Source organism: Pseudomonas sp. S2_B07, assembly GCF_054668435.1.
Window position 1 is genome coordinate 2779983 of record NZ_CP162769.1, and the last position, 21288, is coordinate 2801270.

Here is a 21288-nt window from a genome sequence, read left to right on the forward strand (position 1 = left end):
AGCGATGATCGCCAGTGCCTTTTTTGTGCCTGAAAAACTGTTAGCGCGACAGCATGAACGTGTCGTACTCCAGATCTTCCAGCGCCGTGGTCAGCCGGTGTAAGCCCAGCAATACACAGATCAGCAGCGACAGCGTAAACCCGTATCCGAAGAAGCTCGGGCCGAGGTACATGCTGAACAGCGTCAGCATCGCGTTCAACACCGCGAACAGCACGCACAATTCCAGCACCACGGTGCGTTTGTCCAGATAGAAGAACACGTTGAGCAACGCCATGAACACCACCTGAATGCTCACGCCGATCAGGTCGATGTAGAACAGCGGCAGGTAGTAACTGGAGATGCCCAGCCAATCGAGCAAGCGCGGCGCGAACAGGAACAACAGCACCGCCGTCAGGCCCTGGACCTTGCAGATTTCCAGCAAGCCCTGGCGGATCGACAAGGTCATTTCGGTTTTCAGCTGACCGATGTGCTGCAAGGTTTCGCCTTCGCGGATTGCCCGGAACAGACGGTCGTACCACTCGGCAAAATCGGTTTCGATGCGCACCAGAAACACCGCCATGCCAGGGATGATCGCCAGGTACGCGAGGAAAATCGGCAAGTCGTACAGGATCGACGCGCGCAGCGGGCCAACGATTGCGTTGGAGGTGCCGGGGTTGAACCAGAACATGAATTTATCGATCCAGATGCCCAGGTTGTAGAAGAAACCGGTGGCCAGCAGGCTGAGGAAAACGTTGCGCCGTGCGAGGAAATCGAAGGCGATGAGTTTCTCGGCCCGGTACTCGCGCAGGATGTCGTAGAGGAACAGGAACAGCAGCGTGCTGTGCCCGATCAACAGCGCCAGCAGCAAGCCCGGCATCTGCAGAAAGCTCAGCAGGTAAGCACTCGCGACCATCAGCGTGTAACCCACCAACATCACCAGCAAGATGCGGTTATAGGCCTTCATCCCCGAGAGGAAGATGATCACCAGCCACAAGTTGCACAGCACCACAAAGTTGGCCAACACCAACACGCGGTAGATCAGCGGCTGGTCGAACAACAGACCCAGTACGATGATGCCCAGCAGCCCCGCGCCCAAGGTGACCAGCAACAACACGCCCAACAGGTTGGGCAGGATCTGATCGTACTTGTGCTCGAACAACCGGTCGGACACGAAGCGGGTGAAGAACAACTGCAGGCCGCCCGTGAGGATCAGCGAGGTGGCCATCAGGTACGTCACCGTCACCAGAAACTGCCCGACCAAGGCGTTCGGCAGCAGCAAACCGATACTGATGATCCCCACCAGCATCACGCTGATGATCGACAACACCCACGGCCCGGAGCTGATCAGCCCCGCGTAGACGTAGGCGTGCAACGTCGCGGTGTAGGAATCACGCGAAAGGATTTTTCGCAGTTCGAAGCCAATCCCGGCCATTTAACTGTTCTCCATGGCAGCTTGATACAAGTCGCGATAACGCTGCAGCATCAAGGCTTCGGTGTAGTAACGAGTGACCCGCAACAAGCCGCTGGCCTGAGCGGCCTGCCAGCGTTGCGGGCTGCGCAGCAGTTCGAGGATCGCCGCGCTGGTGGCTTGCGGGTCGGCAATCGCCACCACTTTGCCGGCGTGCCCAAGGTCACGGTCTTCGGCGCTGCCGCCTTCGATCAACTCACGGCACGAGCCGACGTCACTGCTGACCACCGGCGTACCGGCGGCCCAGGCTTCAAGGATCACCAGCGGTTGCGCCTCGCTGATCGAGGTCAGCACCATCAGGCCGAGTTTCGGCAAGATCTCCTGAATGCGCTGGAAGCCGAGGAAATGCACCTTGCCCTCCAGGCCCAGGCTGGCCATCAGGCTGCGGCATTCGCTGACGTATTCCGGGTCTTCCTCTTCCGGGCCGACGATCCAGCCCTCGGCGTGCGGCATGGCGCTGATCACGCCGCGCATGGCCCGCAGAAAGGTTTTGACGTCCTTGATCGGCACCACACGGCCGATCAGGCCGACGACCGGCGCAATGCCGTGGGCGCGGGATTCCAGCGCGGCGGTCCACACCGGCAGGTCGATACCGTTCGGAATCACCTGGGTGCGGGACGCCATGGCGCCGTCCTTGATCTGCCGCTGACGGTTGCCGTCGTACAGCGCGATGATGTTGTCGGCGCTGTTGTACGTCAGCTGGCCGATGCGCTCGAAGAAGCGTACCCACAAGGTGCGGATATAACCCGAACCGGCATCAAGGCTGCGGTTCAGCGCCTGGCCGGAACTCTCGGCGATCCAGCTGGCCTGGGCCAGGTCGATCTTGCGTTCCTTGGTGTAGATGCCGTGCTCGCTGAGCAAATAGGTGCAGTTCCAGCGTTGCTTGAGGATGCACCCGAGAAAACCCGCGTAGCCGGTGGAAATCGAATGCAGCACCCGCGCTTTCGGCATCCGTCGTGCGGCTTCGGCGAGCATCAGCAACGGCGACTGCATCGAGCGCAGGGTCCAGAAATAATTGACGAAGGACGGGTCGGCGCAATGCTGGCGGTAGCCTTCGCTCAGGGTTTCCCAACTGGCGCGGCTGCGCAGCACATCGTCGAGGGTCATGTGGCCCTGGGCGATGCAGTCGAGCAAGCGTTCGCCCATGTCGAGGTCAGGCGCGTCCGGGTGATGCAGGAAGCGATACAAGTCCTGAAGTTGCTGTTGGTCAGCCTCGCGCGGATCGCCCAGCGTCTTGGTCGGATGCGTGGCATCTTCGAGGAACACTTCTTCGATGTGCAGCACGTTGGCCGGCACGTCATAGCGGCGCGCCGAATACGCCTGACGCTGCCCGCCGATGAACATCACCGAGAAGGTCAATTCCGGCAGGCCGAGGATCATCTGGTGAATCCAGCTGGAAACTCCGCCACGCACGTAAGGCCAGGTGCCTTCGAGCAGCAGGCAGATGTCGGCAACAGGTGCCTGTTCCTTGTGACTCATGTCCAGCTCCTGACCAATGCAGCGAACGGTGGCCGCTGACGGGTTTCCTCGGGAAGCCGCGCGAGCAGTCCGGGAATTTCGTGATAACGACCGGCCTCGAAGGCCAGTTCTGCATGGAACGGCAGCACCTGCGCTGCGCCCATGCCATTCTCCTGGGCCTGACGGAGCAGCACTTCAGCGCGCTCGATGTCGCCACGCTCCAGCGCGATGCGCCCGGCCAGCAGAAACAACTCACCGCCCTCGCCTGCTTCCAGGCCCAGTTCGGCATGTTCGCTGGCTTGATTGAGTACGTGATCCAGCACACTGCCTTGCGCCAGCCCCAGATACGCCAGCTCCCAATACCAGCGCGCCAACCGGCCATGCAGCGCACCCGCCGCTTTGGCGTTGGCGTCGGGCAGTTCGCCGAGGGCGATCTGGATGTGCAGGTTGATGTCGCTTTCCTGCTTGTCGAGCATCGAGTACGCCAGCAAGCGCACGTCGTCGCTCGGGTCGGCCAGCGCCAGTTTGAGGATCGGCACGGCTTCTTTGCCGGGCATGCGTCGGGTGGCCAGCAACGCGGCCAGACGCTGGTCCGGATCGGGCGCATGACGCAACACGTCCTGCAAACCGCCATCGGCAAATACCGGTTTGTGCAATTGCAGTTGCGCCCGATACGGCAGCTTCGGAATGCCTACCGCTTGCCATGCCTGCTTGTCGCGTTTGCGCGGCAGGTACAGCGCCGGGAAAATCGCCGCGACCACACCGACCGCCCCGAGTACCGGCACAAAGAACGCCAGGCTGAAGATGAACAGTGGGCTCCACGGCAGCGGCGAGCGGTAACGCGCCGGCAACAGCAACCACACCGCCGCGCACAACATCACGCAGGCCAGGCCATGGCTCAAGGTGAACACCAGCAATTGTCGTAACTCGGGCGCCGGGAGCCACAAGCTGGCCCAACTGCCCGCCTCTAACAACAAGGCTCCGCTAAACAGCCACTTGCTGATCATTCAGGCCACACTCGTTGAACAGGAAATTACGCAGCCCGTTGCGTTCACAGCCAGGCTCCAGGTTGAACGGCAACACACGCACGCCAAGGCTTTCCAGGCTGCTTTCGATACCAAAGTGCTCGTGCAGCAACAGGTTGATTCGGGCCAGATACCCTTCGCTGCCTTGCGGACTGGTCAATGGCAGCAGCACCAGCAACAACGAATGATCGCGGTCGTTACGCAGCGACAATTGCAGATCGAGACCGCGCTGGCTGCGCTCAAACAAACGCGCCAGCTCATCGTTGGGACGGGTCATTTCAAAGGCAAACAGGCCGGCCGCCAGCTTGTGCTGCTCAACATCCACCAGCGAGCGCTTGAGTTGCAGCGTGAAGTGCTGCGCATCGGCGTCGGCCAGTTGCAGCACTTGCGGGTCGCGGCGCAGCAGGTCGGCGATGTGTCCGGCGAGCAAGGCCAACAGGCTCAACGTACGATCCTGGAAGGCGAAGAACGGCATCTGCCGCACCGCCAGAATCGCCAGCAAGCGACCTTCGGCATCGATCAGCGGAATGCACGCCTGCAACGACGAGAACTGCGCCGAGCTGCCGGCATCGATCAATTCCTGACGCACGCTGACCAGCTCGCCACGCTCAAGGCACAGCTTGACCAGACCGTCTTCGGTGCCCAACGGCCCCATGATGCCGATGGTCGCCAAGGCTTCGGGCAAGACGTTTTCTTCACGCTCGTCGACGCGGTACAAACCGGCCACGCGCAACGCGCCGTACTGACCGAGCATGGTCACGATCGGGTCGGCCAGCGCGGCCAGTGCATCACCTTCTTCCGGCATTACTCGCAGCTTGTCGCGCAAGCCCAGCAAGGAGCTGCGCAAACTCTGATCGCTGCCCGCCACGCGCTGCTCCAGCAGGTCGTGGGAGACCCGCAGAATCTGGTGCGCGCGGGTGAATTCGTCGAGACGGTACTGGCGGTAATCGTTGGCCATCTGCAGACGCTGCAAGCGCCGTTCCCACAGATCGCGAACCTCGCCCACCAGCATGCCGCTGACCAGCACGCCGACGATGAACGACGGATCGAGCTGCTCGTAGCCTTCATGCCCGACATAGCGCAGGGCGAACATCGCCATCACCAGCAGACTGGCGCTGACCAGGCCGCGTACAAAACCGTAGCGCACACCGAGCAGCAATGGCGCCAACACCGGCCAGGGGAAACCGGCGTGCATTTGCAGCGGGTCCTGCGGGGTCAGCCACAAGCCGAGGCCGACGGCCCCGCCGGTCACCAACAGCGTTTCCAGCCAGGACACCGGGCCGCTGGCACGCGGCGCGAGGCTGTAATCCATGTGAGGAGAATTCATTGCATTCACTCGAACCGAAGGGCGCCAACAAGTGTGTCGAGCACCGTTTGCGCGGTGCCGGCGAGGCTTTCACGGGACCAACCGGCGCGCGCACCGCTTTTGCTCCAGAGCACACGACCGCTGCTGGCTTCGAGCACGCGCAGGCTGATGCCCACCGCCGGTTCGCCGTCCAGACCGTTCTTGTACTGCCACTCTTCAACGCTGCCGGAGACCACGTAATCGAGCTTCTGATCACGGGCCCAATCGAGGGCGCCGGCCAGGCGTTCGTTGTCGTCCATCAGCGCTTGTTCGCCCTGGGTGCTGGCCGGGTAGACCCGTGGTTGCAGACCGTGGCTGCTGAGCACGCTGAGCAGAATTTGCTCACTGCGCTCGCCGGCCTGCGGGGTCTGCGAATAGTTGACCATCGGCACCACGCCCCACTTCGCAGTACGCGGCAGATTGGGGCTGGTGTCGCCGGTGAAGCTGGCGCAACCGGCGACGAACAGGACTGCCAGAGCCAGGCTCAGATTACGAATTGCTTGCATCAGTTTTTCTCCCGTAAACATTTCATGATCAGCGTCCGAATCGCACGCCGTAGCTCACACCCAGTGTTCCGCCCGCCTGACCATCCCCGCCTTGTGGCGCGGATTGGTAGCCGAAGGTCAGGGCCAATTCGTCATCGCCCAGCACTTCGACGCCGATCCCGGTGTTGATGCCGTAGTTGAAGGTTTGATCCAGCCATTGCCAGCCCGCCGTGACGTCCACCAGCCAGGTGTATTGCGGACGAGTGCGCACCAGCGCGCCCGGCAAACCGCGACGCCAGGAGCTGCCGACATAGAGTTGGCCGTAACGGCTTTGCAGCAGATCTTCGGCCGTGACGACCGCTGGATCATCCGAGTTATCAACGCTTTTCACCGGGCCGCCGTTGGCGCTGGACAGGTAATCCAGGGTGCGGTCCTTGACGTTGTTGTGCTGATAATCGACACCGCTGCGCACGGTCCAGTTAGGCCCGGCGAACTCCAGCGTGTGGTTGTATTCCATCTTCAGCGCCTGGCCGTTACCCAGGGAATCGCCCGCGCGGGTGGAGAAGGATTTCTGCGCCACTTCCCAACTGATCTGATCCCGCGCCGACAAGCCGTGACGACCGCCGAGCCACAGGCTGTCGTGTTGGCCGAAAGCGCGCATCAAGCCGCTGTCTTCGCTCTTGCGATTCCAGTCCAGGCCCGCTTCGATCTGGTCACTGACGTCCAGCTGCCAGATCCGCGACAGGCCCAGGCCATTGCGGTCATCGTCCTTGCGCTGACTGGTGTCGGCGAACAACTTGTAACTGCCGTCCTCGACGAAACGCTGCAAGGTCAGGCCGGCGTTATTCTCGTCGCCCATGCGCGATTCAATCAGTTGATCGCTGTTGTACGTGCCCTGTTCCAGCTCAAGGTTGGCGTACCACTGATCGCCCAGGTTGTGCGCCACTTGCAGGCGCGGGCCGTTGAATTCCAGGCCGCCGAAATCCTGTTGATGCCAGGACAACTGCGCGCCTTGCGGCGTCAATTCCTGAAGTTCCACGGCTTGGCGACGCAGTTGCTCACGCACCGCGGCCGGTTGATCGTCACCCAATGCGGATTCGTTAAGGTCGAGGGCTTCGGCGTATCGGCCAAGACGACTGAGGGCCTGCGCACGTTGCGCCGGGTTCAAGTCGTTGCTGGCCAACAGGGTTTCGACCTGCTGCTTGTTGCGGCTGCGCAAGGCTTGCTGAATCTCTTCATAGCGCTCGACCTTCAAGCCCTGGCTGCGTGCCCAATCCAGCCACTGGTCTTTCTGCGATTCCTGGTTCGTCGCGTCGAGACGCGCCAGCAACCGTTCAAACCACAATTGCAGCATCGCCGGCGAACCGTCCTTCCACTGCGCGACTTCATTCGCTGCTTTGCCCGGCGAATAGCTGCTGGCCATGAGACGCAACCAGATCGCATAACGCTGGGAAGACGGTTTGATCTCTTCACCCTCAGGGCTGCGCAGCAACTTCAGGCGCAGGCGTTGGGCCGCATCGCGATAACCGGCGCTTTCGAGGGCATCGGCATACGCCGCACGCACCAGCCAATCCTGCGGACTGGTCTTGAGGTACAGGCGATACCAGGCCAACGCTTCGCTTTCACGACCGAGCAACTGGCTGGCACTGGCGAACGGCAGCCACAGAATCCGGTCTTGCCGCGCTTGCGGGCGCCATTCAGTCAGCAACGGTTTCAGCGCGGTGGTATTGCCCTGATCGATGTAGAGCCACATCAGGCGTTCGCGGAACAGGTTGTCATCCGGGAAACGCGACAGTCCCAACTGATACAAGCGCTGTGCTTCCTCGGTTTGTCCCTGCTGCACCGCCAAAGCACCGCGAATCGCCAATACCTGCGCCTGCTCGTTGGCGTCCGGGTATTGCTCGGCACTCTTGAGCAGGGCGGCGACTTGCGGCCAGTCCTGCAAGTCCTGAGCTTGCTGCAAGGCCTCGACCAGACGCAGCGGATCATGCACGCGCTGCCAACTGCCGACCATCATGGTCAGGGCGCGTTTCGGATCGCTGGTGCGGTACATCGTGATCAGCTGACTTTCGTCGCCACTGTTGAGCGAACCGCGCAGGGCGAGGAGTTTTTCCAGAGACGCTTGCAGCTCGTCGTCGAGTTCCAGAGCCCAGGCCAGCGAGGCTCGCAGACTCCAATATTCCTCGTCGGTGATCTTGCGGTTATCGATCTGCACCACGCCCCACGCCGACTGATTATCAAACAGCTTCAAGTAGGTGTTGGCCCAATCGATGCGTTCGGAGGTGGTCAGTGCAAAACGTTTCGAGTAGCTCTTGTAAGTCTCGGCCTTGTGCGCGTACTGCCCGGTGTTTTCCAGGTTCTGCACCAGACGCGTCCACGCCAGGCGATGGGTCGGGTACTTGTTCAGGTAAGCGCGCAACCAGGCTTCGGCTTCGGTCGGCGTGCCGCGTGATTCGTGGCCGTAGATCAGCGCATCAAGTTCGACGTCAGTCAGCGCACGCTGCTGCATGATGTCGGCGAGCAAAGGAATCGCCTGATCGAAGTCGTACTGCTGGCTCGCCAGACGCCACGCGTGTTCGCGGGTTTGCGGGTCTTCGTGCAGTTTCAGCAAGCGAATCCAATAGGCCAGGGCCGCCTGACCGTCGCCACGCCATTCGCCCAGATGGGCCATTTGCTCGAGCAAGGCCAAGTCATCCGGGTGTTCGGCCACGAGCTGCTCACCGCTTTCCCAGGCACCGGCCAGATCGCCAAGCGCCAGGCGCATGCCGAATTCCTTCCTGAGGATTTGCGCGTTGTCGGGTTGCAAGACTCGCCACTGATCAACGAATCGCTGCGCCAGATCGAAGCGCTGGCTGCCGACGGCGACATCGACGCCCTGCTCCAGCCACGCCGCATCATTTTGCGGATCCTTGAGCTGATCCAATTCATCCGCGAGCACCTGCACGGCCTGGTCCCCGTGACCGGCGGCCAACAGGCTGTTGAAGGCCAGTTGTGCGTATTCACGACGCTCGGAGCCTTTACTGTCCTTTTTCAGTTGCAGATAAATCTCGGCAGCGCGATCCGGTTTCTCACCGGCCAGATACCACTGCGCGGCGGACTTGAGCGACTCGATGCGCTGCGCCGGATCGCGCCCGGCAATTTCTTCGTAGACGCTGGCGGCGAACGCCGGTGCCTGAAGGGTCAGCGCCAGCTTGGCCAGGTTCTGCAATTGCGGTAGCGGCAGCATGCTGTGATCGAAGCCTTGCAGGCGTTCGATCAAGGCTTTTTGAGCGACCGGATCGTCAGCCTTCGCCGCTTCCAGCGCATCCAGTTCCAGCCGGTAATACGCCTGCAACCCAAGCTCCGGCTTCGGCCAACTCTCAAGGTGTTGACGCGCCTTGGTGTAGTCGCCGAGACGAATCAACAGGTCGACCAATTGCAGTCGCAAGTGATCGTCGTCCGGGTGCGCCGACAACAGCAGTTCGGCGTAATTGGCCGACACCGCATCCGGTTCACGACCATCGGGCTGGAACACTTCTTCGCGCTGGAACGTCAGCCAAAGGATGCCGCCGACCGCCACGGCCACCACCGCCAATGTCCACGGATTGAGCAGGCGGCTGCTTTTAGTGGCTGAAGACTTAGTTGCAGAAGAGCTGACCATGACTCACCTGCTTCATTGGTAATTGAAAAGTCCACAGGCCGGCGGATGCCTTGCCTGCAAAACGTTGTCCGTCCACTTCAACCCGGCATGTGCCCGAGGCGCGCACGGAGAAGGTCAGGTCGACCTGCCCGGCAAACGAAAAGTCCACCTGGCGCTCATCCACGTAGCGCCAGTCCACCAGCGGCAGATTGGCGTCCTCCAGTGCCGGTCTTTCATCCCGATCGGGACGCAATACGAGCAATGCATGGTCGCGGCTCAAGGCCACGTAACGGCCTTGCGGCAAGTCGCGAACACCGGCAACGCCTTGCGAGCGCATCAGGTCCGGCCAGCCCATTTGCGGGTCGAGCCGCACGGTACGCAGTGCGTCGAGCCCACGAATTTGCCAGGCGCCGTCAGCGGTGCGCGCCATGCTCACTTGATACAAACCGTGCAAACGATCGAGGTAATCGCTCATCCACAGCGACATCGGCTGCTGCGTTTTCATGTAGCCGTAGATCTCGCCCATGGCCTTGATCGAGGCCTGCTTGGTGCTCGAGTAGAAGTGGTAATACAGGTGCAAGCCGCGCATACGTCGCGGGCTGTCGGTGAGTTCGAAGGTGTCGATCACATCGCGGAAGCCGTAGTACGGGCCTTTCCACAGGTTGGTGTAGAGGTTCTCGTTGATGATCGGCGCGTAGTACTGCAAACCGCCTTCGGTGGGACGCAGCAACGGGTTCAAACCGGTCAGCGACGGGTTGGCCTTGGTCATCATGGTCTCGGCGCCATTGACGTTTTTCAGGCCGGCGTCGTAAGCCAGTTTGATCGTGGCGGCCGACGGCAACGCATCGCCCGGCCAGAACACCATCTTCACCGGTTTTTCCGGGGTGGTGAGGTGCTGGTTGATGTAGTCGCGCGAGCCAAAAATTTCGCGACGGAAATCAATTTTGTCGTAGCCCGGAATGGCCATTTTCAAGCCGTATTCCGGATGGAAATTTTCACGCTGCTTGGCCAGTTCAGGCTGCAGGAAAAACGGATGGCTGAAGGTGTGCGTGGCGACTTCGACTTTCGGGTCGGCGAACAACTCACGGGCAATCGGCTCCAGCTCGCGGGCGAGAAACGGGAACATCCCGCGTGGCGAAATTTCACCTTCGATCACCGACACCGAGGTCAGAAACGGATTGGGACGAATGAAATCGTCGAGCACCTGCTTGCCGGCGTACGGCGTGCCACGTACTTCGGCGCGCGACGGGAAACCATCGCCGTCGATATGCACGGTGGCGATACGTCGACCGTTTTCAGTGGTGGTGTCCGGGCGCGGTTGCACCGGCAGGCGCAGGCTGGCTTGAAGGAACGCGAACGGGTCGAGAATCCAGCGGCTGCGCTCGTTGTTCGCTTCGAGAATGTACGGCGCAAGCGCCAGTCCGCCCCAGTCGGCGACGGCGACCGGCGCAAAGGTCTGGCCGTCGGCGGCGGTCAGCAGCAACGCGGCTTTCGGGCCTTTGGGCAGCAGGGAAATCGCGGTCAGGTCACGGGATCGGGGCTGCACCGGTGCTTCGAACGCTCCGATCAGCGCCTTGTCCTGATAGGTGATGCTCAACGCTTGGGTGGCGATGGGCGCTTCGCGTGTCAGGCCCAGACGCTTGAGCAGCAACGGTTCCAGAATCGGCAGCCCGGAAAAGAACACCACCGGGACTTGCTCGTCCAGGCGCTTGCCGATCCAGGTGTTGAACGCCGGGGCATCCTGCGGCGGGCCGCTGGTCATCCAGGTGATGACGCCGGCGTACAAACCGCTGAAGCGGTACTGCGGCAGGGTGTTGTCCACCGGCAGGTAATCCACCCGGTAGCCGAGGTATTCGAGCAAGCCGCCGAGCAGGGTGTGGCCGGCGTTGCGGATCAGGTCGCCTTCGCGCGGATCGAACAGCAGCGCGACCCGGCGCGGCTGGACTTCGATGTTGCTGATGCCCATCGAGTCCAGTTCAGGTGTACCAATGTACGGAATGAACCCTTCTTCGCGCAGACGTTTGGCCAGCTTGCGCGCTTCATCGCGACGTTCCGGCGGCAAATAGTCGATGGCCACCAGCGGGATGCCTTTGGCGCGCAACGGCTGGATCTGGGTTTCCAGCCACGCACGGTCGGCCTCAGGCACCGGGCGATAGCGCTTGGCGGTCGCATCCCAACCGGCATGGATCGACTCGACCGCCACCGCGGCGGCCACACCGTCAAGCTCGGGCAGGACTTCAAAGCCACGGTTGAAAAACAGCTTCAGCGTCGGCTGACGCTGGTGCAATTCGCGCAGAAAACTGGCGAGTGCAAGGCGCTGTGTTTCTCGGTCCGCTTCGGGCTGCAACTGGAAACTGTCGAGGGTGTCGAGGAACAACCCGGCATAGCCTTCGGCCTGCAACGTCTTGGCGCGGCCGAACAAATGTTCACGCCACGCCGGCGCTGCCAGGTTCATCACCTGACTGTCCCAGGCGCCGTTGCGCACCGGGCTGACTGCGCCGCCAAGGTGGGCTTTGTCGATGTCAGCCTTGTTGCCGGCGAACTCGCCAATCGACAGGTAAGCGAATGGTTGGCTGCCCAAATCACGCAGGGTTTTCACGTCGCCCTGCCTCATGTGCCCGGGCTCGACCACCGACCAGTCGAACTGTGCGAGCTCCGGGATCGGCGGCTGATCGGCGTACCAGAACGTCACACTAGAGGGCTGTGGCAACGCGGCGGCCTGGGCAGCCGGGCCACTCACGATAAGCGCGATGGCAGCCAACAGCCGTTTGGCGGCCGAGCGGACACGCGTCCTGCGAAAAACGATTTCCATAACGCACTCTTGAGTGTGACTGAGTCGATGCTGATTGAACGTCGTGCCGGGGGACCGGCCGCGTTACAGACTGCGGATTAGCTGCGCCAAACCCTTGCCGATGGTGGTCGGCTCAGGGAGTTTGAAACGCTCGAGCAGGCGAGCGTTGTTGGCACGCGAGTGGCGAATGTCGCCTTGTCGTGGTGCGTGATGAATCACCTTCAACGGGGTGCCGACGACAGTCCCCAATTCGGCGATCAGGTCGTTGAGGCTGGTGGAACGGCTGAGCCCAACGTTGACCGCACCGGGGCTCGGTTCGTTCACTTCCAGGGCCTGGACGAGAATGCTCACCAGGTCTTGGACGTAAACGAAATCGCGGGTCTGCCCACCGTCGCCAAAGATCGCCACCGACTGCTCGGCCATGGCCAGCTTGGTGAAAATGCTGATCACGCCGGAGTACGGCGAAGACGGATCCTGGCGCGGCCCGAAGATGTTGAAGAAGCGGAAGATCATCGGTTCCAGGCCGTGTTCGCGGCGATAGAAATCCAGGTAGTACTCACCGGCCAGTTTGTCGGCGGCGTACGGCGTGAGCGGGGATTTCGGCGTGTCTTCGTGAATCGCCGTGCCTTCACCGTTGTTGCCGTAAATGGCCGCGCTGGACGCATACACCACGCGCTTGATCCCGGCCTTCGACATGCTCTCGCAGACGTTCAGGGTGCTGACAAAGTTGCTTTGATGAGTGCTGACCGGATCATCCACCGAGGCTTGCACCGAGGCGACCGCCGCCAGGTGAACGACAGCGCTGCAATCGCGCATGGCCTGCTCAACGACAACACCATCCGCCGCATCACCGATGACCAGGTTCAGATTGGCATTGTCCATCGGCAGATTAGCCACTTTGCCGGTCGACAAATTATCCAGCACGCGAACCTTGTAGCCCTTGCCAAGCAACGCTTCAACAAGGTGCGACCCAATAAAACCCGCCCCGCCGGTAACCAGTATTCGCTCGACAAACATGACTTTCTCCCTGAACAGTTGAGCGGATACGAGTGGTTGAATTCCGCCGCTTTTATGGCGCAAGGCCACCAAAACGCGGCCGATAATGGGAGTTCAGAGGGGGACTGTCAATAGTTTGTCTAAACTAACGCCGAACTGGAAAACAGTCATTTATTTGACGGCATTTATTAGATTCAAAGTGTCATGTTATTGCCACGCTTGCCCGACAGACTCGTCTAAACCGGGCTTCTACGTCCGGTTACAAACCCTTCTCCCGTCGACGCTGAACTTGCGTCAGTACTTCAATACTTATCGACACAAGCCACTGGACGATGACCGCAGAATCGAGGCGGATCGCGGCGATATCCAGACCGGGCTTTCTGGGCAGATCCAATCGGTTTTCGGCCGAATTGATTCACTGATCTATCCTTTCGTTTCAGCACTTCGCGGAAACTAATCATGAATCGCTGGATTACCGTCGGTCTGTTTTCAATCATCGCTACTTTTGCGCAGGCTGCCTCCGAGGTCGAACCACGTGTCGAGCAGGTTCCTTTTGATAAAGGCAGCGACAGCGCCAGGTTCGACCAATCCATCAAAGGCCCACTCACCGCGCAATACCGCGTCAGCGCAAAAGCAGGCCAGATACTGACCGTCGACCTCAAACCCTCCAACGCATCGGCGTACTTCAACATCGCCACCAAAGGCCAGGACACCGCGCTGTTCAACGGTTCGATCATGGGTAACCACTTCATGGGCCCGTTGCCTGTTGATGGGGTGTACACGGTCCAGGTGTACCTGATGCGCAATGCGGCGCGGCGCAACGAAGTGGCTAATTACAACCTCTCATTGAACCTCAGCCCGGTGACGGACAGCGCCCAGCCGTTTGATCAGACACTCGAGCTGCAAGGCATACGCTTTCAGGTGAAGGGCGAATGGGTCGACGGGAATCCTGTGGTACGCATCTCGCCGCAAGGGCTGGAAATCGACAACTCGGCGATCACTCGACCACTGACAGGCAACATTGCCCGCGCAGAAGTCGCCGACCTGGATCGCGATGGTTCGCCGGAGATTTACGTGTTCGCCAGAGCACCGGGGCGCGGGATGCCGGGGGAGTTGGTGGCGTATGCGGCTAACCATAAGAAGTCGCTGAGCGAGATTTACCTTCCGCCGGTTAGTGAGAACGCAAAAGTGGCCGAGGGGTATCAGGGGGAAGATGAGTTTGCAGTGGTGGAGAATGCGCTGGTGCGGCGGTTTCCGGTTTATGACAGTGCGGAGGCTGGGGCGGGGAGGACGGGGAAGATGCGGCAGGTTGAGTATCGGTTGGTGGCTGGGGAGGCTGGGTGGGTTTTGAAGGGGGGTGAGGGGACTGAGTTTTGAGAATCCACGCACGCATAGCATTCAAAATGTTTGCACGCATCTTTTCACATGGATAGTTGAGTAATCCCCTCAGTCCGGTTGAAGCTCTATTTCCGAAGCCCGAGTGCCTAGCCAGAGGGTTATGTAATCAATCACTTGTTGGGCACCCTCTTCCGTTTCAACAAGGTCAATTGGACACCTGTTATCAAGATAAGGATTAGGTTGTCCCATCCACTTGAACGCTCGCCCCTTATCTCCTTTTACTGGAATCGCCAACGCCAGGATTTTGTGCAGCAAATCTGGTCGGGCATACCAGGACTCTGGCTTTACCGTCGGTTTTCGCCCAAGGATCACGCGGGGTAATTGGCTAGATGCAAGCTCGTCCTTGGTGATGTGTGTCCGGACCCAGTGAGCCAAATTGGCAAGCTCGGTGTTCGGTACACGCTCATGATCCGTTGTTGGAATAACCAGTCCAACTTTCACACGAGAATGTTCGCGAATCATTTTTAAAGCTGGAGCTATGTCCGTGTCATTAGTCACGAAAACCACTTGATCGATAGAGCCTGAAAGGGAGTCGTGATAGGCCTCCAGCGAAATATTTACGTCGCTTTGCTTCTCCTCTATTTTCCAGACAAGCATTTCATGACATTCGCGCGGAGCTCGATTCGGATAATTATCGTCCACCGTTTTTACGATGGTTTTACTCACAGAAAAGTAGCCCTCGATAATTTGAACATCATCGGTATACAGCTTCCTTAATGCAGTGTGATAGCGCGCCTGAGATGAAACAGAGTCGCTACCACGTGCCACGCGCTCCACGATTTTTGCTGTGAAATATTTTATTGATGGAGCAGATGAAAGACTCGATATAAGTGTATCCCCCAGTTCGCACCTCAAAAGAATCGATGGAAGTATGCAGCGTTCAAAAAGAGCCACAATGTCGAGCCACTTATAAGGAGTGTTTCGCAGACAACCGTAATACAAGTTATAGCCGTCAATATAGATACGCGTTCGCAGAGGTCCGATCTGCAGATTTTGTTGCATTTCCATGCTCCAGATACGAAAAAACCGACTTTCGTCGGCTTTTTCCCCATTCTCCAGATGGTCACGCCACGCCGGAGATATGGGTTAGTTGTTGACGCAGACTTTAAGCAGTTAAACCGCAATCGTCAATGCCCATTTGATGATCATTGAGAGTTGTCGACCTGCCGAGGCAATGAACAAACATTGAGGTATCCGCTTCCTAGCAGTCAACCGACACACCCTGTAGGAATATAGGTTGGTGAATGTAGTTTGATTCCTCTGACACTTCCAAACCGTATTCCAAGAAACATTCGCTCCCCTGAAAAAATATGTAGTCCAAGTCCTAGGAAACTTCCCGCAACTCGTATCGACTTCCATGAACTGGCGGAAGCGGTTCTGCGTCGATAGCCTTCAGATGTCGCTACAAAACAGCGATCGGCTTTGACAGGCTGAAAACCAGTAACTTTCACTCTTCCTGATAAAACGGCATGCTTACGCGTGTGCATTTTTTTCATGGCGGTTGTGCGTGGGGCATCTTCGGATGCACCGGTTTCTGGTTTGCCGGTCTGTCAACCCGCGTACGGCTGCCACCCATCCCTGTTTGACAGCAGGGGCGTGGCGAGACCAAACAACAGCCCGCCGCCTACCAGTGACAGATAGCCGACTTCAGGAATGAATAGCGGCTGACTGACACCAAACACTGCATAGAGCGGCGCCAGTAACAGACCGAACAAACCGCATGTGATCAAAGACACAAACAACGTCGGTCGACGCCTGAGCAACAACCCCGTGGCATTGACCAGGCACATGCCTATGCGCTGGGACACCCAGCCGATCAGGAAGGCCAGCAGCAGCGATATAAGCAGTGAGAGCACAAGCCTCCTTGTTGCCGGGTTGCGAGTGGGAACAAAGGCATGAAGGACAGATTAGTCGCTGCTCAATCACTTTGGATGAGCCTGCGAACCCCTTCTACACTCAGCTCGATCCCACCTCATGACACCGACCCAAAAAGAGCCCCCATGACCACCCTCGAAAACCGTTTGAAGCAAGGCAAGGATGCTCGCAAAAACTGCTCGCGCAGTGCTCAAGCGTCCATGGGAAAAGTGACCCGTGACCCCATCCCGCTGATCAAGCGGTCCAGCGAAGGCCGGGTGAAGTCGCTGGTCGAGTTGCGGTATGGGCGCATGCTCGTGTCGCCGTTCACCTTCTATCGTGGCAACGCTTTGCTGCAAGCTCACGACCTGGCGACCACGTCCAACATGGGGCTGGTGTCGACGATCTGCGGCGATTGCCACCTGATGAACTTCGGCGGTTTCGCCACACCTGAGCGCAATTTGTTGTTCAGCGTCAATGATTTCGACGAGGTCCACCCCGGCCCTTGGGAGTGGGACGTGAAGCGCCTGGTGGCGAGTTTCATGGTGGCGGCCCGTGATTTGCGCCATGGTGAGACGGTGGAAGAAAACGTCTGTCTCCAGGTTGTGCGCGCCTATCAGGACACCATGCTCGAGTGTGCCCAACAAAGCTCTCTGGAAAACTGGTACGAGTCCATCAATTACGATGATTTGCTCAAGCAGGCGAGCAAAAGCACGCTGGAGCATGTGGAGCGCGCCATCGCAAAAGCCGAGCGGCGGACGCATGCCGAGCTGCTGCCAAAGATCAGCGAGCGTGACGCGAAAGGTCATTTGGTGATTCGCGATGACCTGCCGGAAATTTTCCACCTGCATAAAGACACCACGCTGCTGGATGCCGACGATGACTGGCTGCGCCTCTCGGACTGGCGCCCGTTGTACAAAACGTTCATGAGCGATTACCGAGCCACACTTCAAGCTGACCGGCGTGAGTTGCTGTCACGGTTTCACGTTCACGACATGGCCTTCAAAGTGGTGGGCGTGGGCAGTGTCGGCACCCGTTGCCTGGTGGCGTTGCTGACGGATGAACAGGAGTTCCCGTTGTTCCTTCAATTCAAGGAAGCGCGGCGTTCGGTGCTCGCTGATTACGTGAAGGTCAAATCACGTGTCCGCCATGAGGGGCAGCGCGTGGTCAATGGTCAGCGCTTGATGCAGTCGGCCAGTGACCTGTTCCTCGGCTGGGCCACCGGCCCCAGCGGTCGACACTTTTATGTGCGCCAGTTGCGCGACATGAAGATTTCAGCCGAACTGGAAAACTTCGATGCCGAAGCCTTTGCGGCCTACGGACGTTTGTGTGGTCGCGCCCTCGCCCGCGCGCATGCCAAATCATCCGGGCACGCCTCGCAGATCAGCGGCTACATCGGCAAGAGCGATGCGCTGGCGGAAGCCCTGGTCAAGTATGCAAAAAAGTACACCGACCAGAATGACCGCGACTATGAACGATTCCAGCAAGCCTGCCGCAAAGGCCAGTTGCGCGCGCGTTCAGAGGCGGACTTTGCGGCGGATCACTTGCCGTAGACACACTGGCGCGCGGGCGTTCATCTACATGAACTTTTCTTCACCCCATCGCGCCTCAACAATCGGTACATTGCCCTCGCTCATTCAAGAAACTACGGTTTGCCCGCCCTCCCGCGGGCTTTTTTTTGCCTGAAAGAAAGGGTCGCCATTAGGCTAATGCCGATCAGTAAAGCAATTTCTGCCGCAACGTCATTTTTGTAGGATTGCGATCAGGCTTAACTGATCGGCACTGCCAATGGGTTGGGTTTTCTATTACTCGATTACTACGCGCCGTTCACATTTCGTTCAGCTCTCATTTCCTATGATCGGCCTCTCAGCTCTCTGTCCGGTCATCGACGTCCATGTCCCGCCCCGCCGCTTCACTGTTTCTGCTTGCCGCTTTGTTGTTCTTCTTCGCGCTGGGCAATTACCAACTGCAAGGTTCCACCGAGGCTCGGGTCGCCGGGATCGCGATGGAAATGCACCTGGATAACGACTGGGTGACACCCCGCTTGTTTGGCGAGCCGTTTCTTGAAAAACCGCCATTAAGTTTGTGGCTCGATGCCGCAGCAATTCGCGTGTTCGGCGGCACACCGTGGGCCGTACGACTGGCGTCGGCTTTTGCCGGGTTGTTCTGCGTGATGATGCTTTACGCGATGCTGCGCCGGTTTGGCCGCCCGAAAGAAATCGCGTGGACGGCGGGTATCCTGCTCGCCACCATGGCCAGTTACTGGAGCAACGTGCGTGGCGTCGGCGAAGACGCCTTGCTGGCATTGGGTGTGACCATGGCATTGCTCGCGTTCTTTCAAGGGCATCGACAGTCGACGCTCGGCAACGCGATGCTGTTTTGCGCAGGGATTGCCATCGCGACCTTGAGCAAAGGCGTGTTGGGCCTGGCGATGCCGGGTGTGGTGATCTTCGCGTACCTGTTGGCCGACACGTTGATCGACAAGCGCCTGAACCTGTCGGCTTGGCTGCGCCCCGCACTGTTGACGCTGTTGGGACTGGCGCCGTTGCTGATCTGGCTCGCCCTGCTTTACCGGCAAAGTGGTGCGCAGGCCGTGACGGATGTGCTGTTGACCAACAGTGTCGGACGCTTCAGCGGCTCGTTCGTCGAGGCCGGCCATTACGAACCGTTCTACTACTACCTGGCCAAGCTGCCGCAAGCGTTTTTGCCATGGAACATTCTGGTGTACCTGGGGCTGTGGCATTTCCGTAAAAGCCTGATGGCCAATCGTTACTTGTTGTTTTTCACGCTGTGGCTGCTGGCACAGTTCGCCATGCTGACGCTGGCCTCAAGCAAACGCACCGTGTACCTGATGTCGATGACACCGGCGGCAGCGGTGATTGCGGCGGAATACGCGAGCGTGCTCTACGCAAAACTGAAGACGCGTGAAACCGCCGCCTCCCTGTTGGGCTGCATCGCACGGTATCGACGGGGCGGGGTGATCGGCGTGTTCGCCGTGGTGATTGGCGGCTACCTTGGCGCCGCACAATGGGCGATGCCGCTGGCGGATCGCACGTTGTCCTTTGTGCCGCTGATCGCACAGATTCAGACGATGCAGGCCAATGGACAACTCGTCGCCTTGTTCCAGGCCAATGAGCGGGTGGGTGGCGCCAGTGTGTTCTACAGCCAGCGCCTGCTCAAAGGCCTGGACACTGACGCGCAACTGCATGAGTTTCTGGCGGCATCAGCGTCCAACGTCGCGGTCATGTCCGGTGATACCGAACCGGCCGCGCCGTTGAAAGTGCTCAAGACAATGACGGTGGGGCGACAGGCTTACTACTTTGTGAGCCTTTAGCCACATAAACATTGGAGCGCTCGGCCTTTTGCAGCACCGGCACATCCAGCCTGGCCCGACCGTAAAACGCCAGGGCTGTCAGCAAGCACGCCAGCCAGACAAAGATCCCGGCCCAGAAGGTGTGGGACATGTAGTGCCAGCCTTGCAGAACCCGCGTAGTGCCGTAAACGAAACCCAGCACCAACGAAAACCACAACACCGCTTTGGAAAAACGCCATTGGTAGCGGCGCGCAACGAAATACAGCGCAAGCATGGTGAAACCGCCCGACGCATGCCCACCCGGCCAGCAGCGACCGTCACCGGCTTCCCGGAACAGCTGGAAGTTGTTGTACCACTCCATGTGGGCAATCTTGCCGCCGTAGAGGGTCGTTTCAATCGGGCAGTACACGCTGGTGTGTGCCTTGAGGAAATGGATCACGCCGGTGCACACGGCAAATGCCACCACCACAAAGATAAAGTCACGGCGATGGTCGGCGGTAAACCGCAGCACCGGGGCGGCTTTGATCCGCTCCAGGAATTGACCGATACGCGGACGTTTTTGCGGGTTGACCAGTGGCCAGACAAACGAAAGCAACATGCCGATCAAGGCGATTTCACCGGTCCAGTTCGGAATGATCCGCGCCCACTTGTGCGTGAGCTTCTCGAAGAAGTGAACCTTGTCGAGCGGGAAGGTCTGGGTGGCCGGGTCAAAAAGAAGGTTGCTGAACCAGATGTCGATTTTTGTCATGTCGAACATCAGGAAAACCACGGCCGCGCAGGCGAGCGCAATACCAAAGTTCACCCAGTAAAAGCGGTGGCGGGAAAAATTCAGCATTGTGTGTCCTGATCCAGAGAAAAAGTCATTCGGTGGTTACCGTGTGCCAATCGGAGGCTTCAATGAAACCCAACATGTGTGTCGTTTGCGGTGTTGAAGCGGAGATAAACAATGAGGCGCCGTAACCCAGGGTCGACGTCGGCAACTTGAGGTCTTTTTCAAGTTGCGCCATGCATTCACTGTGGGTCACCAGCACCAAATTGCGGCCCGCCACTTTGTGCGCCAGGGCATCACGCAACATAGTGCCCTTGCAACTGATTAGCCAGTCTTCACCGACGCCTGCCTTGCTGAACATGAAATTGGCGGTCTGCGCAGTGCGCAGGATCGGACTGTTGTAAACGTCCGCCTTGCTCATTCCGAGGCGCTGGAACTGCTCGCCGACACTGACCGCAACGCTACGGGAACGCTCGGTGATGCCATCATCGCCTGCCAGGCAAGGGGCCGGGGAGTGATCACAGCGTTCGACATGGCGCACCAGCACGATCATGTCACCCTTGGCCCAACCGTCCATCAGTGCCTTGGCACCCGCAACATTGTCATGGGCCAGGTCCGGCACGGCGGCAGGCTGCAACAGCCAGATCGTCAACGGAATCACCAACAGCGCCGACGCCAGCACCACCGCCGCATTGCGATAGCGGGCATAGCGGCTCAAATCGATCGAGCGTTTTATCCCGAGTAGATTCAGTCTCAATTCCACACCAAGCCGCCTCGCCGGCACGTAC

Annotated in this window: 15 protein-coding genes; 3 read left to right on the forward strand and 12 right to left on the reverse strand. The window is 59.3% G+C overall.

From position 1 onward, the window contains the following. Positions 1-40 precede the first annotated feature (40 nt). The 8 genes from pelG to AB4N43_RS12945 all read right to left on the reverse strand — a co-directional run bounded on the left by pelG (position 41) and on the right by AB4N43_RS12945 (position 13187). Positions 41-1411: an exopolysaccharide Pel transporter PelG gene (gene pelG, locus AB4N43_RS12910; RefSeq protein WP_027924428.1), complete on the reverse strand. Its 1371-nt coding sequence runs from the start codon at positions 1409-1411 to the stop codon at positions 41-43. Continuing rightward, positions 1412-2926, reverse strand: coding sequence for a GT4 family glycosyltransferase PelF (pelF, locus tag AB4N43_RS12915; RefSeq protein WP_027924427.1), 1515 nt, complete (start codon positions 2924-2926; stop codon positions 1412-1414). Then, on the reverse strand, positions 2923-3912 hold the full coding sequence (locus tag AB4N43_RS12920) for a tetratricopeptide repeat protein (RefSeq protein ID WP_059181651.1): 990 nt from the start codon (positions 3910-3912) through the stop codon (positions 2923-2925). The genes pelF and AB4N43_RS12920 overlap by 4 nt, the downstream gene beginning before the upstream one ends. Then, positions 3890-5257 (reverse strand): PelD GGDEF domain-containing protein, encoded by a 1368-nt coding sequence (locus AB4N43_RS12925; protein WP_228758944.1) that lies wholly within the window; start codon positions 5255-5257, stop codon positions 3890-3892. The genes AB4N43_RS12920 and AB4N43_RS12925 overlap by 23 nt, the downstream gene beginning before the upstream one ends. Positions 5258-5262: 5 nt before the next feature. Further along, the gene (locus AB4N43_RS12930; RefSeq protein WP_027924424.1) at positions 5263-5781 is read right to left on the reverse strand and encodes a hypothetical protein; all 519 of its coding nucleotides are present in this window, start codon (positions 5779-5781) and stop codon (positions 5263-5265) included. Positions 5782-5809: 28 nt separating this feature from the next. After that, a complete protein-coding gene (locus AB4N43_RS12935) occupies positions 5810-9400 on the reverse strand; it encodes a tetratricopeptide repeat protein (protein WP_460154118.1) in 3591 nt (1196 codons plus the stop codon). Beyond that, complete coding sequence (locus AB4N43_RS12940) at positions 9378-12191, reverse strand: endo alpha-1,4 polygalactosaminidase (RefSeq protein ID WP_460154119.1); 2814 nt, start codon at positions 12189-12191, stop codon at positions 9378-9380. The genes AB4N43_RS12935 and AB4N43_RS12940 overlap by 23 nt, the downstream gene beginning before the upstream one ends. Before the next feature lie 63 nt (positions 12192-12254). Next, positions 12255-13187, reverse strand: coding sequence for an NAD-dependent epimerase/dehydratase family protein (locus AB4N43_RS12945; RefSeq protein ID WP_027924421.1), 933 nt, complete (start codon positions 13185-13187; stop codon positions 12255-12257). A 438-nt stretch (positions 13188-13625) separates the two neighbouring features. Here AB4N43_RS12945 and AB4N43_RS12950 point away from each other — a divergent pair, with 438 nt between their 5' ends. Beyond that, complete coding sequence (locus AB4N43_RS12950; RefSeq protein WP_027924420.1) at positions 13626-14543, forward strand: hypothetical protein; 918 nt, start codon at positions 13626-13628, stop codon at positions 14541-14543. A 69-nt stretch (positions 14544-14612) separates the two neighbouring features. Here the strand turns inward: AB4N43_RS12950 and AB4N43_RS12955 are convergent, their stop codons facing one another. Beyond that, on the reverse strand, positions 14613-15566 hold the full coding sequence (locus AB4N43_RS12955; RefSeq protein ID WP_027924419.1) for an antitoxin Xre/MbcA/ParS toxin-binding domain-containing protein: 954 nt from the start codon (positions 15564-15566) through the stop codon (positions 14613-14615). Between the two features lie 548 nt (positions 15567-16114). Beyond that, on the reverse strand, positions 16115-16420 hold the full coding sequence (locus AB4N43_RS12960) for a hypothetical protein (protein WP_460154120.1): 306 nt from the start codon (positions 16418-16420) through the stop codon (positions 16115-16117). Between the two features lie 144 nt (positions 16421-16564). On the opposite strand from AB4N43_RS12960, the gene AB4N43_RS12965 reads away from it, so the two are divergent. Both AB4N43_RS12965 and AB4N43_RS12970 read left to right on the forward strand, forming a co-directional pair. Beyond that, positions 16565-17971, forward strand: coding sequence for a DUF2252 domain-containing protein (locus tag AB4N43_RS12965; RefSeq protein ID WP_027924417.1), 1407 nt, complete (start codon positions 16565-16567; stop codon positions 17969-17971). 341 nt (positions 17972-18312) lie between these two features. After that, positions 18313-19752: an ArnT family glycosyltransferase gene (locus AB4N43_RS12970; protein ID WP_059181657.1), complete on the forward strand. Its 1440-nt coding sequence runs from the start codon at positions 18313-18315 to the stop codon at positions 19750-19752. On the opposite strand, the gene AB4N43_RS12975 is transcribed toward AB4N43_RS12970, so the two are convergent. Then, positions 19703-20566, reverse strand: a complete 864-nt coding sequence (locus tag AB4N43_RS12975) for a phosphatase PAP2 family protein (RefSeq protein ID WP_460154121.1) — start codon at positions 20564-20566, stop codon at positions 19703-19705. The two genes, AB4N43_RS12970 and AB4N43_RS12975, sit on opposite strands and share 50 nt — an antisense overlap. Before the next feature lie 25 nt (positions 20567-20591). Continuing rightward, entirely contained in the window at positions 20592-21263 is a 672-nt protein-coding gene (pmrG, locus tag AB4N43_RS12980) for a lipopolysaccharide core heptose(II)-phosphate phosphatase PmrG (protein ID WP_027924414.1), read from the reverse strand. Positions 21264-21288: the final 25 nt, after the last annotated feature.